The sequence below is a fragment of the Streptomyces sp. NPDC050534 genome, assembly GCF_044457745.1.
Classification (GTDB): domain Bacteria; phylum Actinomycetota; class Actinomycetes; order Streptomycetales; family Streptomycetaceae; genus Streptomyces.
On sequence record NZ_JBITHF010000009.1, the window covers coordinates 387,162 to 403,110 of the forward strand.

At 69.9% G+C, this 15,949-nt stretch carries 15 protein-coding genes; 8 read left to right on the forward strand and 7 right to left on the reverse strand.

What is annotated here, in order from left to right; all coding sequences use genetic code 11:
• Positions 1 to 146 precede the first annotated feature (146 nt).
• Both ACIBN2_RS29650 and ACIBN2_RS29655 read right to left on the reverse strand, forming a co-directional pair.
• On the reverse strand, positions 147 to 2,405 hold the full coding sequence (locus ACIBN2_RS29650; RefSeq protein WP_399138823.1) for a heavy metal translocating P-type ATPase: 2,259 nt from the start codon (positions 2,403 to 2,405) through the stop codon (positions 147 to 149).
• 79 nt (positions 2,406 to 2,484) lie between these two features.
• Positions 2,485 to 2,757: a heavy-metal-associated domain-containing protein gene (locus ACIBN2_RS29655; RefSeq protein WP_399138825.1), complete on the reverse strand. Its 273-nt coding sequence runs from the start codon at positions 2,755 to 2,757 to the stop codon at positions 2,485 to 2,487.
• A 172-nt stretch (positions 2,758 to 2,929) separates the two neighbouring features.
• Between ACIBN2_RS29655 and ACIBN2_RS29660 the strand changes: the two genes are divergently transcribed.
• The gene (locus tag ACIBN2_RS29660) at positions 2,930 to 3,892 is read left to right on the forward strand and encodes a hypothetical protein (protein ID WP_399138827.1); all 963 of its coding nucleotides are present in this window, start codon (positions 2,930 to 2,932) and stop codon (positions 3,890 to 3,892) included.
• Positions 3,893 to 3,949: 57 nt separating this feature from the next.
• Here ACIBN2_RS29660 and ACIBN2_RS29665 read toward each other — a convergent pair whose 3' ends face one another.
• Complete coding sequence (locus ACIBN2_RS29665; protein ID WP_399138828.1) at positions 3,950 to 5,920, reverse strand: potassium transporter Kup; 1,971 nt, start codon at positions 5,918 to 5,920, stop codon at positions 3,950 to 3,952.
• A gap of 181 nt (positions 5,921 to 6,101) precedes the next feature.
• Here ACIBN2_RS29665 and ACIBN2_RS29670 point away from each other — a divergent pair, with 181 nt between their 5' ends.
• Positions 6,102 to 7,106 (forward strand): TIGR01777 family oxidoreductase, encoded by a 1,005-nt coding sequence (locus ACIBN2_RS29670; protein ID WP_399138830.1) that lies wholly within the window; start codon positions 6,102 to 6,104, stop codon positions 7,104 to 7,106.
• A gap of 58 nt (positions 7,107 to 7,164) precedes the next feature.
• Positions 7,165 to 7,953, forward strand: coding sequence for an SAM-dependent methyltransferase (locus ACIBN2_RS29675; RefSeq protein ID WP_399138832.1), 789 nt, complete (start codon positions 7,165 to 7,167; stop codon positions 7,951 to 7,953).
• A 17-nt stretch (positions 7,954 to 7,970) separates the two neighbouring features.
• On the opposite strand, the gene ACIBN2_RS29680 is transcribed toward ACIBN2_RS29675, so the two are convergent.
• The gene (locus ACIBN2_RS29680; protein ID WP_399138834.1) at positions 7,971 to 8,504 is read right to left on the reverse strand and encodes a hypothetical protein; all 534 of its coding nucleotides are present in this window, start codon (positions 8,502 to 8,504) and stop codon (positions 7,971 to 7,973) included.
• Between the two features lie 2 nt (positions 8,505 to 8,506).
• A complete protein-coding gene (locus ACIBN2_RS29685) occupies positions 8,507 to 9,010 on the reverse strand; it encodes an ATP-binding protein (protein WP_399138836.1) in 504 nt (167 codons plus the stop codon).
• A 142-nt stretch (positions 9,011 to 9,152) separates the two neighbouring features.
• Between ACIBN2_RS29685 and ACIBN2_RS29690 the strand changes: the two genes are divergently transcribed.
• Entirely contained in the window at positions 9,153 to 9,383 is a 231-nt protein-coding gene (locus tag ACIBN2_RS29690) for a DUF397 domain-containing protein (protein WP_399138838.1), read from the forward strand.
• A 137-nt stretch (positions 9,384 to 9,520) separates the two neighbouring features.
• The gene (locus tag ACIBN2_RS29695; RefSeq protein ID WP_399138840.1) at positions 9,521 to 10,441 is read left to right on the forward strand and encodes a helix-turn-helix domain-containing protein; all 921 of its coding nucleotides are present in this window, start codon (positions 9,521 to 9,523) and stop codon (positions 10,439 to 10,441) included.
• 12 nt (positions 10,442 to 10,453) lie between these two features.
• Here the strand turns inward: ACIBN2_RS29695 and ACIBN2_RS29700 are convergent, their stop codons facing one another.
• The gene (locus ACIBN2_RS29700; RefSeq protein WP_399138842.1) at positions 10,454 to 11,272 is read right to left on the reverse strand and encodes an SAM-dependent methyltransferase; all 819 of its coding nucleotides are present in this window, start codon (positions 11,270 to 11,272) and stop codon (positions 10,454 to 10,456) included.
• 289 nt (positions 11,273 to 11,561) lie between these two features.
• Between ACIBN2_RS29700 and ACIBN2_RS29705 the strand changes: the two genes are divergently transcribed.
• A complete protein-coding gene (locus ACIBN2_RS29705; protein ID WP_399138844.1) occupies positions 11,562 to 12,341 on the forward strand; it encodes a polysaccharide lyase family 7 protein in 780 nt (259 codons plus the stop codon).
• Between the two features lie 79 nt (positions 12,342 to 12,420).
• Positions 12,421 to 13,128: an alpha/beta hydrolase gene (locus ACIBN2_RS29710; RefSeq protein ID WP_399138846.1), complete on the forward strand. Its 708-nt coding sequence runs from the start codon at positions 12,421 to 12,423 to the stop codon at positions 13,126 to 13,128.
• Between the two features lie 299 nt (positions 13,129 to 13,427).
• Here ACIBN2_RS29710 and ACIBN2_RS29715 read toward each other — a convergent pair whose 3' ends face one another.
• Entirely contained in the window at positions 13,428 to 14,429 is a 1,002-nt protein-coding gene (locus ACIBN2_RS29715; RefSeq protein WP_399138848.1) for a LacI family DNA-binding transcriptional regulator, read from the reverse strand.
• A gap of 181 nt (positions 14,430 to 14,610) precedes the next feature.
• On the opposite strand from ACIBN2_RS29715, the gene ACIBN2_RS29720 reads away from it, so the two are divergent.
• Entirely contained in the window at positions 14,611 to 15,945 is a 1,335-nt protein-coding gene (locus tag ACIBN2_RS29720) for an ABC transporter substrate-binding protein (RefSeq protein ID WP_399138850.1), read from the forward strand.
• Positions 15,946 to 15,949: the final 4 nt, after the last annotated feature.

Consider the following 15,949-nt stretch of genomic DNA (forward strand, 5'->3'; position numbering starts at 1 on the left):
GGCCCGGCCCGATACCGATGCAGCACGGACGGCGGGCCGCTGCGCCGGAGCAGCCCGCCCCGGCACTGCGCCGCGCAGCCGGCCGGACCTGGCGGCAGCGGGTGAGCTGCCGCCCTGGCCGGGGGACGACGCGTTGGCACGGCTGTTCACTGCGCTGCGGCCCGGAAGCCGCGCAGCCGCGCGCTGTTGCCGACCACGAAGACCGAGGAGAACGCCATGGCCGCCCCCGCGATCATCGGGTTGAGCAGGCCGGACGCGGCGAGTGGCAGTGCGGCGATGTTGTAGGCGAAGGCCCAGAACAGGTTGGACCGGATCGTGCCCAGGGTCCTGCGGGCGAGGCGGATCGCGTCGGCGGCGACACGGAGGTCTCCGCGTACGAGCGTCAGGTCGCTCGCCTCGATCGCGGCATCCGTGCCGGTGCCCATCGCCAGGCCCAGGTCGGCCTGGGCAAGCGCCGCGGCGTCGTTGACGCCGTCGCCGACCATGGCGACCGAACGTCCCTCGCCCTGCAGGCGCTTGATGACGTCGACCTTGTCCTGCGGCAGGACCTCGGCGATCACGTGCTCGGGACCGATGCCCACCTCGGCGGCCACGGCCTGGGCGGCGGCCTTGTTGTCACCGGTGAGCAGCACGGGAGTCAGGCCCAGATCTCGCAGCCGGCGGATGGCCTCGGGGCTGGTCTCCTTCACCGTGTCGGCGACCTCGAGCACCGCGCGGCTCTCGCCGTCCCAGGCGACCGCGATCGCCGTACGGCCGGCGGATTCCGCCGCGGCCTTGGCGCGCTGGAGGGCGGGCGGCAGCAACAGGGCCCACTCCGCGAGCAGTTGCTCGCGGCCGACGAGGACGGCGTGTCCGTCGACGACGCCCTGGACGCCGAGGCCGGGCACGTTCGCGAAGTCCTCCACTGTGGGCAGGGGGCCGGTCCGGGCGGCGGCTCCGGCTGCGACGGCCTGGGCGATGGGGTGTTCGGACGCGTGCTCCAGCGCACCGGCCAGTTGCAGCACCTCCGTCTCGTCCGTGCCCTCGGCCGTGTGCACGGCCAGCAGGCTCATCCGGCCGGTCGTGACGGTGCCGGTCTTGTCCAGGACGACGGTGTCGACCTTGCGCGTGCTCTCCAGCACCTCGGGACCCTTGATGAGGATGCCGAGCTGGGCGCCGCGTCCGGTGCCGACCATCAGCGCGGTGGGGGTGGCCAGGCCCAGGGCGCACGGGCAGGCGATGATCAGGACGGCGACCGCGGCGGTGAAGGCCGCGGTCAGGCCGGCACCGTTGCCGAGCCAGAAGCCGAGGGTGGCGAGTGCCAGGGCGATGACGACGGGGACGAAGACGCCGGAGATCCTGTCGGCCAGCCGCTGGGCGGCGGCCTTGCCGTTCTGGGCGTCCTCCACCAGCTTGGCCATACGGGCGAGTTGGGTGTCGGCGCCGACCCGGCCGGCCTCGACGACGAGACGTCCGCCGGCATTCAGGGTGGCACCGGTGACGGCATCCCCGACCGCGACCTCGACCGGGACGGACTCGCCGGTGAGCATGGAGGCGTCCACGGCGGACGACCCCTCGACGACCGTGCCGTCGGTGGCGATCTTCTCACCGGGGCGAACCAGGAAGCGGTCGCCGACCTTCAACTCCCCCACGGCTATGCGCTCTTCGCGGTGACCGCGCAGGACGGTGACGTCCTTGGCGCCCAGCTCCAGCAGCGACCTGAGCGCCGCGCCCGCCTTCCGCTTGGACCGCGCTTCGAAGTACCGGCCCGCCAGGATGAACGCGGTCACTCCGGCGGCGGCCTCCAGGTAGATGTTCCCGGCGCCGTCGCTGCGCGCGATGGTCACCTCGAAGGGGTGCTTCATGCCGGGCATGCCGGCCGTTCCGAGGAACAGGGCCCAAACGGACCACAGGAACGCGGCCGACGTACCGACCGAGATCAGCGTGTCCATGGTGGCGGCACCGTGCCGGGCGTTGGTCCAGGCGGCCCGGTGGAAGGGCCAGGCGGCGTACGTCACCACGGGCGCCGCGAGCGTCAAAGACAGCCACTGCCAGTACTCGAACTGCAGCGCCGGCGCCATCGCCATGGCGATCACCGGCACCGCGAGCACCACCGCCGTGGTCAGCCGCTGCCGTAGCGAACGGAGTTCCTCCGGCTCGGAGGCTTCCCCGGGATCGTTCCCGGGCGGCGCGGCGGGTATGGGCTCCTGCGCCGTGTAGCCGGTGGCCTCGACGGTGGCGATCAGGTCCGCGACGGCGATGTCCTCGCGGAAGGTGACCTTGGCCTTCTCCGTGGCGTAGTTGACGGTGGCCTCGACGCCGTCCATGCGGTTGAGCTTCTTCTCGACACGGGCGGCGCAGGAGGCGCAGGTCATGCCGCCGATGGCGAGTTCCACCTCGGCGGCACCGGGTGTGGTGGTGGTCATGTCTGCTCCTCGTACCTCAGGAGTGTCGGGTGACTCGAACGGGGCGGGGGCCGGGTGGCCCCCGCCATGAGCCGGGTGATCAGGTGTCGGCGCGACCCGCGTAGCCGTAACCGGCCTCGTCGACGGCCTCGGCGATCAGCGCGTCGAAGGCGTCGTCGGGCGCGCCGGCGGTGGTGACCGTCACGAGTCCCGTGCCGATCTCAACCTCCACGGCGACGACGTCGTCCAGGGCGCCCACCGCGTCGGTGACAACGCCCTGGCAGTGGGCACTGCCCACGCCGCCGACCTTGTAGCGGGTCCTGGCCCGGGTGTCGGTATGGCAGCTTCCCTCAGGCGTGCAGCAGCCGGACATCGGTTCCTCCTAGGATCTTCCCAGTACCCCCTGGGGGTACCTGACAGCGAGTCCATGTATACCCCCTACCCGTATACGGGGCAAGGAGAATCACCCCTTGACTTAATACCCCCTGGGGGTACCTTGAAGTGCATCGAGTCGCCCACAGGCCGCCAGAGACGAGGAACGACCAATGAACACCGGATTGCGGATCACCGTCTTCGCCGCCGCGCTCGCCGCCACATTCGGCACCGCCTACGGCGTGGGCAGCGGCGTCGGCGAGATCTCTCCCGAGCCCAAGCCGGCCGCCGCCCACGGGGAGCACGAGCCCGCGGCACACGGCGGACACGAGGGGAGCCACGCGTCAGCGGCGCCGCCCGGCGGACTGCAGATATCCGACGGGGGTTACACCCTCGATCTCAGGACGCCGGCGCTCGAGACGGGCCGGAGCACGACCCTGCGGTTCGCGGTCGTCCAGGACGCGACCGGGCGTGCGCTCACCGCCTACCAGCAGGAGCACACCAAGGAACTGCACCTGATCATCGCGTCGCGCGACCTGACCACCTACCGCCACCTGCACCCGATCCGCGCCGCGGACGGCACCTGGTCCACACCCGTCAGCTTGCCCGAGGCCGGCGCCTACCGCGTGTTCGCGGACTTCACGCCGCGCGGCGGCGACGGCCTCACCCTGGGAGCCGACCTCACCGCGTCCCGCACGTACCGGCCCGCCCCGCTCCCCGCACCAGGCAGCACGGCCACGGTCGACGGGTACAAGGTGAGCCTGAAGGGCCGCCCGGCGCCCGCGAAGAGCAGCCGGCTGACGTTCACCGTCACCAGGAACGGCAAGCCCGTGCACGACCTCCAGCCCTACCTCGGCGCGTACGGGCACCTGGTGGCCCTGCGCTCCGGAGACCTGGCGTACCTGCACGTGCACCCTAACGGCGAACCCGGCGACGGCACGACCCGCCCGGGACCGGACATCTCCTTCACCGCTGCCGCGCCCAGCCCCGGCACCTACCGGCTGTTCCTGGACTTCAAGCACGCGGGCGAGGTGCACACCGCGGCGTTCACGGTCCGTACGGACGGCGCGGTGAAGCAGCCGGAGGCCACCACGACGGCCTCCGCGGACCGCGAGGACTCCGCACACACGCACTGATCGCGCATCGCGGACACACACCGCCGGTGCCGCTCGTGGATCCGGCGTGCGGCCCGGTTACACCTCGATCTGCGAGCCCATGATGACGGTGCGCTCGCGGGGCAGGCCGAAGTGTTCGGCGGCGTCGGCCGTGATGTAGGAGGTGGCGATGAACAGCCGTTTGCGCCAAGGGGCCATGGTCGGCTCGTCGCCACGCTGGAGCTCGATCTTCGACAGGAAGTAGGACGCCTGGTCGAGCTCCAACTGCCCTTCCGTCACGGCGGGATCGAGCATCGCGAGCGTGCCGGGCACGTCCGGCGTCTCCATGTAGCCGATCCGGGCGGTGACGTGGATGATGCCGTCGTCGGCGTAGCCGAGGCTGTCGACGACAACCCTGTCGGCTGCCGCGACGCGGGGCACGGGTTCGGTCTCGATGGACATGATCACGATGTGTTCGTGCCGTACGTGGTTGTGTTCCACGTTGGCCCGCATGGCCAGCGGCGCGGTCTGCTTGCCCCGGTTGAGGAACACGGCCGTGCCGGGGACGCGGAGCTCCGACAGCTCCCCGGTGCGGAGCTGGTCGACGAACTCGCGCAGCGATCCTTCGTTGCGGACGCGGGACGCGGTGACGATCTCGCGGCCGCGCTGCCAGGTCACCATGATGGTGAACATGGTGAGGCCGATCAGCAGCGGCAGCCACGCGCCGTGGACGAACTTGGTCAGGTTGGCGGCCACGAACAGCAGGTCCGCGAAGAGCAGCACCGCCGCTCCGCCCGCGACCAGCCAGAGAGGCGTGCCCCATTTCGCGCGGGCGACGTAGAAGAACAACAGGGTGGTGATGGTGATGGTGCCGGTGACCGCCATACCGAAGGCGAACGCGAGCGCCGTGGAGCTGCGGAAGGCGAAGACCAGGGTGAGGACCGAGACCATCAACAGCCAGTTGATCCAAGGGACGTAGATCTGCCCGATGGTGGTCTCGGAGGTGTGCGCGATGCGCAGCCGCGGCAGGTAGCCGAGCTGGGCGGCCTGGGAGGTGACGGAGTACGCACCGGTGATCACCGCCTGGGCGGCGATCACCGTGGCCGCCGTGGCCAGCAGGATCATCGGCCAGCGCCCCCAGTGCGGCACGAGCAGGAAGAACGGGCTGCTGATGTTGCGTGGATCGTTGAGGATCAGCGCGCCCTGGCCGAGGTAGCTCAGGATGCAGGCGGGAAAGACGAGGAACAGCCAAGCTCGGGTGATGGCGGGCCGACCGAAGTGGCCCATGTCCGCGTAGAGCGCCTCGGCGCCGGTGACCGCGAGCACGACCGCGGCCAGGGCGAAGAAGCCCGTGCTGAAATGTCCGAAGAGAAAGCCCACGGCATAACTCGGCGACAACGCCTTGAGGATGTCCGGGTGGTCGGTGATACCGCCGATGCCGCACGCGCCGATGGCCGTGAACCAGGCGATCATGACCGGTCCGAACACCCGGCCCACCGCGGCGGTTCCATGGCGCTGCACCAGGAAGAGGATCACGATGATCACGGCGGTGACGGGCACGACCGCGCCGCCGAGCGACGGCTCGACGACCTTGACGCCCTCGACGGCCGACAGCACCGAGATGGCCGGGGTGATCATGCTGTCGCCGAAGAACAGCGACGCGCCGAAGATACCCAGCCCGGCCAGCACGACGGCGGTTCGCCGGCTCCGCCGTGAACTCAGCTGCCGCACCAGCGTGATGAGGGCCATGATGCCGCCCTCACCCTCGTTGTCGGCGCGCATCGCCAGCAGCACATAGGTGACGGTGACGATGATCATCACCGACCAGAAGACGAGTGAGACCACGCCGTACACGTTCTCCGTACTGACCGGGACGGGGTGCGGGTCGCCCGGGTCGAACACCGTCTGGAGGGTGTAGATCGGGCTGGTCCCGATGTCGCCGAAGACCACGCCCAGGGCGCCGATCACCACCGCGAGCCGCGCCGTCTGCCGCACACCCGAAGGACGCGTCTTCGGCTCCTGCGTCTCCGGCTCCTGTCCGGACGAGGTCTCGTGTGGACGCCCAGCCATCGCGCTCCTCCTCCTTGCGAACCGCTCCGCCGCAGGCCCGCCGAATCGGAGCGGACACTACCGGGGCGCAGGTGAGATGGACGGCAGGGGGCACCCTTCCGCCCCGGATGGCGCCCGGATCCATAATTGAACGTGTTCAATTCTGGCGTTAGGATGGGCCGCCTGAAACTGAGGGGGCCCGATGAAGGTAGTGCTGCCCGGTGGGACCGGACAGGTGGGCGCGGTTCTGGACCGCGCGCTGACGGCGGCCGGTCATGAGGTGGTGGTGCTGACCAGGTCCCCGAAGCGGGAGCGTGAGGTCGGCTGGGACGGGGTGACGCTCGGCCCGTGGGCCGAGGCTGTCGACGGCTGCGACGCGGTGATCAACCTCGCCGGACGCAGCGTCTCCTGCCGCTACACCCCCGAGAACCTGCGGGCCATGATGGATTCCCGGGTGGACTCGGCGAGGATCGTCGGCGAGGCGATCGCCGCCGCCGCGCGGCCACCGCGGGTCTGGCTGCAGATGAGCACCGCCACGATCTACGCCCATCGCTACGACGCCGCACACGACGAGGCGACCGGCGTCATCGGCGGTTCGGAGGCGGGAGTGCCGGACTACTGGGCGTACAGCGTGGAGATCGCGAGGAACTGGGAGCAGGCCCAGGCCGACTCGCGCACTCCGGCCACCCGCAAGGTGGCCCTTCGCTCGGCGATGGTCATGAGCCCGGACCGAGGCGGCGTCTTCGACGTACTGCTGCGACTCACGCGGCTGGGACTCGGCGGACCGGTCGCCGGTGGAGCACAGTACGTCTCCTGGATCCACGACGAGGACTTCGTACGCGCCGTGGAGTTCCTGATCGCCCGGGACGACGTCGAAGGGCCGGTGAACCTCGCCTCACCCCACCCTCTCCCCCAGCGGCAGTTCATGCGGACCCTTCGTGCGGCCTGGGGCGTCCCGGTCGGGCTGCCGGCGACACGGTGGATGGCGGAGCTCGGAGCGTTCGCGATGCGCTCGGACACGGAACTGCTGCTCAAGAGCCGACGGGTGGCGCCGGGCCGGCTGAGCGCGGCCGGATTCACCTTCGCCCATTCCGAGTGGGAGCAGGCCGCCGCCGACCTCGTCCGCCGGTTCAGGCAGGCCGCGGGCGTACGGCGCCCGTTCCAACTCCCTTCTCGCTCAGCCGACATCACCACCCGAGTACGATGATCGCGTACTTGGCCTGTCCCTGATTCAGTCCCTGATTCACCGGCGCGATGGAGTTGCGATGACGACCGGCCCGGAGCCGTCCCTTCGGATCGACACCAGCAAGGCGCATCCCGCGCGGGTCTACGACTACCTGCTCGGCGGCAAGGACAACTACCCGATCGACGAGGCCGTGGGCGAGCAGTTGCCGCCCGAGGCACGGGATGCCGCGCGGCAGAACCGGGAGTTCATGAACCGTGCCGTGGCCTGGCTCGCCGCCCAGGGCGTCGACCAGTTCCTGGACATCGGCACGGGCATTCCCACGGAACCCAATCTCCACCAGATCGTCCAGGGTGTCGTGCCGACCGCCAAGGTCGTCTACGCCGACAACGACCCGATCGTGCTGCGCCACGCCGAGGCGCTGCTGGTCAGCAGCCCCGAGGGAGCCACCGACTACATCGAGGCCGATGTACGCCGGCCGGACGGCATCGTCGAGCACGCACGGCACATCCTGGACTTCGAGCGTCCGATCGCCCTGTCGCTGATCGCGCTGATGCACTTCATCCCCGATGCGCAGGACGCCCACGGCATAGTCCGCGGCCTGGTCGCCACGCTGCCCAAGGGCAGCTACCTGGTGCTGTCGCACGCCTCGTCCGACCTGTTCCCGGAGCTCTCCGCCCAGGTGACCGCCGAGTACGCGAAGGGCGGCATCGAGCTGGGCTTCCGCGCCCGCCCGGAAGTCGAGCGCTTCTTCGACGGCCTGGAACTCGTCCCGCCCGGCCTGGTGACGGCGACGGAGTGGGGCGTACCCGGCGGGCTGCCCGAGCGCGAGGACAGCGGCATCTACGCGGGAGTGGCCCGCGTCGTCTGAACCCGTGGCCCGCGCACTCAGTCGGTGAGGGTGGAGGCGAGGGTCTCGGTGGCGTGGACGAGTTCGGTGTCCTGCTCGGCCAGCAGCCGCGCGAGGGCACCGCGCTGGGCGCGCACCGCATGGCGGGCGGCTGATTCCCACTCGACGTAAGCCCCGTGGCGCCGGCGGATCTTCGGGTACGCGGCGGCCGTGATCTCCCACTGCCGGGCGTCGGCGATGTCCCGCAGCAGGTGGAGGATCTGCACCCGGCAGGTGGTCTTGGGGCGTTGGGCGAGGTCCCACAGGAAGGGGACCGTGACGGCCGTCGCCTGGCCGACGACGAAGCCGTACTGGCAGATGCGGTTCCGCAGCCGGTCCAGGGCGTTCCGAGCGGCGGCCGTGTCTCCCGAGGCGATGGCGGCGAGCAGGAACGGGATGGCCGCGGCGGATCCCGAGGAGTCCTCGATGTCGTGCCAGGCGACCAGTCCGACATCCTGGAGCGCGGTGGCCGGCTTCTTGTCCGTCACCGGACGCTCCCCGCTGAGGACTTCGGGCTTGGGTCGTGACGTCATCGTCAGGTGCGCGCCTCGGCGAGCAGCATGGCCCAGACGGTCTTGCCGACCGGATTGCAGCGGGTCCAGCCCCAGTGCTGGGACAGCGCCTCGACGATGATCAGGCCGCGGCCGCCCTCCTCGAGCGAGGCGCCCAAGTGCCCCGGGCTGGGGAGTGTCTCGCCCCGGTCGGTGACGGCACACATCAGGTGAGCCGGACGGCGCTTGAGCCTCAGCAGCACCTCGGACTCGACTCCCCCGCCTGCGTCGCCCCCCGGACCGTGCAGGACCGCGTTGGCGACCAGCTCGGACACGACGGTCAGGGCGTCGTCACGTAGCTGATCCAATTCCCAGTCGCCGAGGACACGTTCGGTGAACTCCCGTGCCACGCCGCAGGCCGTACGGCCGCTGGTCAGACGCAGGCCGGCGGCCCTGGCGCGAGCGCGCAGGGAGTCCCCGGCCGAAGTGGTGGGGCCTGGGAGCGGACTCGGGCCGGACCAGGGTGCTGGTTGCACGGGCAGCGACACGGCATCTCCTGCGGTGGCGTCAGGACGAAGCGCTGACACGGACGTTGGTGCCTTGGCTATTATCCACGTCGACAGCCAGTCCGTGCAATTTCACGAGAAATTGCGCGTGCAGTTCGAGCCAGTCATGCGCAAGGAGAGTGCAGTGCCATCAGTTTCGAACGGGGTCCGAGCGAGTTCACTGGGCGTCCGCTGGATCAAGAGCCGGCACAGCAACGCCGAAGGCAACTGCGTGGAGGTCGCCGCCCTGGCCGAGGGAGGAGTGGCGATGCGCAACTCCCGCGACCCGCACGGCCCCGCGCTGATCTACACGTCCGCCGAGGTCGCCGCCTTCCTGGCCGCCGCCAAGGAGGGTGCGTTCGACCACCTGTTGTGACGCTCCGCCGGAACCCCGCCGCGCCGCCTGACCGCACACCCGCCGGACGACCGCACTCCGCTTCGGTCCACGCATGCACCGGGGCGCCAATAGGTGGAATAATGCGGCCTGTTGCCCTCTGCCCACCGGGAGTCAGGATGCCCTCCGAGTCGCCGCGCGTCTCCCGCCTGGAACCGTATCTGCATCGCACCGAGCCCGCGCCGACTTTGCTGAAGATGCTGGTCGGGGTGCAGCTGGCGGGTATCCGCGAGGACGCGGGCCTCGCCCAGGAACAGGCCGCGCGCGCCGTCGGGTTCAGCCCGGCGAAGCTCTCCCGCATCGAGGCGGGAAAGGGCCGTCGGCCGCCCACCGAGAGCGACGTCCGGTCCCTCCTGGAGTTCTACAAGACGGAGGACTACGAGACGTCCGTCCTGCTGCAACTGCTGCGGCGGGCCGGGGAACCCGGATGGTGGCAGCGCTTCGACAAGCGGCTGATCCCGGAGTGGTTCGATCGGCTGGTCGGGCTCCAGGAAGCGGCCAACTCCATCCGTACGTTCGAGATCCAGTACGTTCCCGGGCTGCTGCAGACTCCGGCCTACACCCGCGCCGTGGTGGAACGCGGCCTGCCCTCGGCGCCGGAACGAGAGGTCGGCCGCCGCGTCGAGCTGCGCTCCAAGCGCGGGCAGTTGCTGCAGCGCGCGGACGCGCCGCAGCTCTGGGCGATCGTCGACGAGTCGGTGCTGCTGCGCGTGCTGGGCAGCCGCGAGATCATGCGTGAGCAACTGGAGCACCTGATCGCGATGGCCCAACTGCCGCATGTGACCGTGCAGGTCGTCCCGCTGGACGTGACCGACGCCTCGGCGCCGGCCATTCCCGTCACGTACCTGCGCTTCGGCGGCCTGGACCTGCCCGATGTCGTCTACCTGGAGCACATGAGGAGCGCCACGTTCCTGGAGGATCGCGACGAGACGGAGCAGTACCGGGTGGCCCTGGACCAGCTGGCCGACGACGCCCTCAGTCCGCGCGACTCCCTGAACCTCCTCCGCGAGACGGCCCGGCAGCGGTACGCGGCCGAGTGACCGCACTTCCCGCTACGGAAGCCGGCCGACTCCGCCGAACTCGATCCACTCCTGGGTGAGCTGACGCGGCGCCACGTCGTTGTCGGGCCGCCAGGTGGAGACCTCCACCAGGCCCGGATCGAGGATCTCCAGCCCGTCGAAGAGCTGCGCCACGTCCTTCTCCTGGCGCACCCGACCCCAGTGCCCCTGTGTCGCCTTGTCCATGAAGTCGGTCACGAAGGCCCGCACCTCCGGGTCCTCGCTGACCAGCTGGCACATCAGCAGGCAACTGCCGGGCGCGAGCCGCTCGACCACGCGCTCCACGACGGCGGGCGGACCGTCGCTCTCGCTGTCCGGAATGCAGTGGAACACGGAGTTGAACAGCACGGCCACCGGCTGCGAGAAGTCGATCAGCCGCTGGGTGTCGGGGTGGGAGAAGATCGTGTCGGTGTCGCGCAGGTCGGCCTGGATGACCGCGGTGCGGTCGTTCTGGTCCAGCAGGGCCCGGCCGTGCACCAGGACCATCGGGTCGTTGTCGACGTACACCACACGCGAGTCCGGATCGATCCGCTGCGCCACCTGATGCACGTTGTCCTGCGTGGGCAGCCCTGATCCGTGGTCGAGGAACTGCCGCACGCCGAACTCCTGGGCGAGCGTGGCGACCACCCGCTGGAGGAAGCGCCGGTTGTTCAGCGCCAGCGCCCGGGTGCTGGGCACGACCTTGTCCAGCTCCTCGCAGGCGGCCCGGTCGACGGCGTAGTTGTCCTTGCCGCCGAGGTAGTGGTCGTACATGCGCGCGGCCGTGGGGACCGTGGCATCGATCTTGGTGGACAGCCGCTTCCCGGACTCCATCGTCTCCCCCAGCTCCAAGCCGCGCCGGGCCAACCGGACCGGCAGACAACACATCCTAGGGAAAAGCCACTTGGACCTGCCACTCCTTCCACCCGAACGGTTCGGACAGGGCCCGGGAGAGTTTCCCCCTCCACCTCTTGACGGCGCTGGTGCAGACCTTTAGGTTCTGCCACACCCTTCGGGTTCACGGACAAGCACTATGTTCACCCACATGAACGTCTGCGAACTCCGAGCCAGGAAACGAGCTCCGGCACGTGCTCACCCCCCACTCCAGAAAGCAGGGCACGCCATGATTCGTTCGAAAGTCCTGACCGGCGTCAGTGTCACGGCCGTCGTCGGCGCCCTCGCGGTGATGAGCACCGGCAACGCCACCGCCGCCGACCCGGGCAAGGCGCCCGGCGGCAACTTCGACCTGTCCGTATGGCAGCTCCAGGAGCCCGTCGGCTCGCCCGGCTCCCCGACCACCATTCCGTCCTCACGCCTCCAGGGCGCGAACGGGTACCAGGACTCGCACTTCTACACGGACCAGCGCGACGGGGCGATGACCTTCTGGGCGCCGGAGAAGGGTGTCACGACGCCCAACTCCAACTACGCCCGCTCCGAGTTGCGGGAGATGAACCGCAGCGGCAGCGCCGCCGACTGGTCGCTGGGCGGGAGCCACAAGCTGAACGCCACGCTGCGGGTCGTGTCGGTGACGAAGAACGTGTGCGTCGGGCAGATCCACCTCGGCAGCGGCGGCTCCTCCACCAAGCCCCTGCTGGAGCTCTACTACCACTCGAACGGCGACATCGTCCTCGGCACCGAGAACTCCCCCTCCGGCGGCCAGACTTCGCACACGGTCGGTCATGTCTCCATCGGCAAGACCTGGACGTACACGATCGCCGTATCCGGCGGCGACACCATCGACCTGACGGTCAACGGCAGCACCACCCACTACCCGATCCCGTCGTCCTTCTTCTCCTACAAGCAGTACTTCAAGGCCGGTTCGTACAACCAGTCGTCCTCCGACAGCACCACCAACGGCGCACGGGTCGCGTTCTACGGACTGACCGTCTCCCACAGCGGCTGAGCGAGGGGCGGTCGGCCCGGTGTTCTGCTGTCGGCCGAGAATGTCGCGGCATCACCGGCACGGGCGGCAGGATCGTCGCATGGAGCCGATCTTCGTTCTGGTGCACAGTCCGTCCGTGGGCCCCTCGACCTGGCGTCCCGTGGCCGATGACCTGGCAGCCGCGGGACACCGGGTCCGGGTGCCGTCCCTGCTGCACGTCGGCGCCGGCGCCCCGCCCTTCTGGCCCCGCGTCGTCGAGGCCGTACGGGACGATCTGCGGCAGGTGCCGGCCGACAGCCCCGTCGTGCTGGTGGCGCACAGCAACGCGGGGTTGTTCATACCTGTGATCCGCTCCGGCCTCGTCCACCCTGTCACCGGCTCGGTCTTCGTGGACGCCGCACTGCCGGCCCGGTCCGGATCCACGCCCGTCGCCGCACCCGAACTCCTGGAATTTCTACGGCCGATGACCGTGAACGGCAGGCTGCCGCGCTGGACCGACTGGTGGGACGAGGCGGACGTCGCCCCCATGTTCCCGGATCCGGCGGTGCGCCGCTCCGTCGCGGAGGAGCAGCCCACCCTGCCGCTGTCCTACTACGAGCAGCACATCCCGGTCCCCGGCGGATGGGACGACCACCCTTGCTCCTACGTGCTGTTCGGGCCTCCGTACGACGACCTCGCCGCCGAGGCGGGCGAGCGCGGCTGGCGTGTGGCACATCTGCCCGGCGAGCACCTCCACCAGATCGTGGACCCGGCGGGCACCGCCCGGCTGCTCGTCGAGCTCGCCGGCCGGGACCCCGAAACGCCCTGAGCGGCGCCTACTTGGCAGGGCGAACACGCGCCGCAGAGGAGCGTGGCGCCCACCGCTGCCCCGTTGGTCACAGTGGTCCCCTCGGTGATGTTGACGGCTGTCACCGCGCTCGCGGTCGCACTCGCCGTGCCCGCCGACGCCCTTGCGGCCAAGGCATCGTCCAGCACTGCAGCCGCGCCCGGCTCGCCCTGCCGGGCTCGATCCTGACCATGGCCGGGCTGCCCATGCCGAACCTCGACCCCGGCCCGGCGCTGCTCCTCGAACTGCGACGGGCCGGGGCCGGAGAGCCGTGTTCGCGGCTACGCCGATTCACGCAGCCGCAGTTCGGCCCTGACCGCCGCCTCGTCGCGGCTGAGCGGGCCGCTTCTGGTGAGCAGCCGGGCGGCCTGCTCCACGGTGAGCGCGCCGAGTTCCCGCGTGTCCAGGGCCACGGTGGTCAGCGGCGGTTCCACGAGGGTGCCGAGCTGCAGGCCGTCGAAGCCGATCACGGCGAGGTCTTCGGGGATGCGCCGTCCGAGCTTGCGTGCGGCACGCAGGGCTCCGATGGCGATGATGTCGTTGAAGGTGAACACGGCGGTGACGTCCGGGTGTTCGGCGAGGAGTGCACGCAGTGCGCCCTCCCCGCCCTCGATGCTCTGGTCGGCACGGCTCACCGTGCCGGAGTCCAGTCCGCAGGCGGACATGGCGGCGTCGAACCAGCGGTGGCGGATGCTCGGCTCGGACCGGGTCGCATGGTCGATCATGCCGATGCGCCGGTGCCCGGAGTCCACCAGGTGCCTGATCGCGTCGCGGACGCCCGCCTCGCCGTCGATCCGGATCGCGCTGAACCGCTCGGCGCGGTGCTCCCGGTCGATGAGCACCACGGGCAGTCCCCGGGTCAGCTTGTCGATCTCCTCCTCCGGCAGGGTCAGATACCCCACGACGGCGTCCACCTGCGAGGCGATGACCTCCAGCGTGCCGCGCTCCTCCTCGAAGCGGTCCCCGGTGTCGTAGACGACGACGTGCCAGCCCCGCGAGCGCGCCGCCTCCAGCGCGGCGGCGGCGACCTCGGTGAAGAAGGGGTTGAGCAGATCGGGGATCACCAGGCCGACGCTTATCGTGTCCTGCCGCACGAGTCCCCGGGCGAACCGGCTCGGCCGGTATCCCAGTTCCTGGGCGGCGTCGAGGACGCGCTGCTTGGTGGCGGCGTCGATCTCGCCCTTGTCGTTGAGCGCGCGCGACACGGTCTGCCGGGACACCCCGACGGCCCGTGCCACATCGTCGATCGTCACCCGGCGCGGGCCTGTCCCCGACGACGCCATCGTCCACCTCCGTCTGTGGGGTGCGCCCCCGGTCGGCATGATTCCAGAGCCTTGACACTTGTCCGCACGTCGGCGCAGACTCCGAATCGCTTGCTCCCGTGAGCGCTCACGTTACCGCTCACGGCCCTTGGTTCCAACCCACCCAGCTACCGCCTCCAGTCGTTCTCTGGGAACGGAAAACATGAGTTACACAGTCACCCGCACCCGCCTCGCCGCCATCGTCGCGGCCACCGGTATCGCCGTGCTCTCCGGCTGCTCCTCGTCCGGTCCGTCGGACAAGGCGGCCGCAGCTTCCTGCGACCCCGCGAAGGGCAAGGTCACGCTCCAGTACTGGAACACCGTTCCGGGCATGGACAAGGTCGTGGCCCTCTGGAACAAGAAGAACCCGGACATCCAGGTGGAGACGAAGAACATCTCCAACGACCAGTACGGCGTCCTCGGCAACGCCCTCAAGGCGGGCAAGGCGCCGGACCTCGCCCAGGTCGGCTACGACGAGCTGCCCAACCTGCGCACCCAGAACGCCTTCGTGGACGCCTCGGCCTGCTCGGCGGCCACCGCCGCCAAGTCGAAGTTCGTGCCGTGGACCTGGTCGCAGACCAGCTTCGCGAACACCGGCGTGTTCGCGCTCCCGCAGGACACCGGCCCGATGGCCCTCTTCGTGCGCAGCGACCTCTTCAAGAAGTACGGCATCGCCGTGCCGAAGACCTGGGACGAGTACGCGGCCGCCGCGCAGAAGCTGCACAAGGCGGACTCCAAGCTCACGATCACGTTCTTCGACCCGAACAACGCCGAGTGGTTCAACGGACTCCTCTGGCAGAACAGCGCCAAGATGTACGGCTACTCCGGCGACAAGTGGCAGGTCACCGTCGAGTCCGCGCAGAGCAGGCAGGTCGCCGACTACTGGCAGAAGCTGATCTCCGGCAAGCTCGTGCGCACCGACCTCGCCAACGGCTCGACGCAGATGTACGTCGCGTACCAGAAGGACCAGATCGCCAGCTACGTCGGCGCCGCCTGGGGCTACAGCATGTTCCGCGACAACCTGCCCAAGCAGGCCGGCAAGTGGAGCGTCGTGCCGATGCCGACCTGGGGCACGAACGGCTCCTCCGGTGACTGGGGCGGGTCGACGGTGGCGTTCATGAAGGGCAGCAAGCACCTGTACGAGTCGGCCAAGTTCAACACCTGGCTGAACACCGACCCCGAGGCCCTGGCGATGGAGAACAAGCTGGGCGGTCTCTACCCGGCCGCCGACGCCGGGCTCCGACTGCCCGCCCTGTCCAAGGGTGTTCCGTACTACAACAACGAGAAGGTCTTCGACGTCTTCGCCGACTCCTCCAGGAAGATCGACACCAGCTTCGCCTGGGGCCCCACCCAGAAGACGGTGAACCTGGCGCTTCAGGACGCGATGGCCAAGGCGGCCGCCGGCGACGGCACGCTCGGCGACGCCCTCGCCAAGGCCCAGGCCACCGCGCTGAAGTCCATGAAGGACCAGGCGATCCCGGCCGCGGCGGGCAAGTGACCCC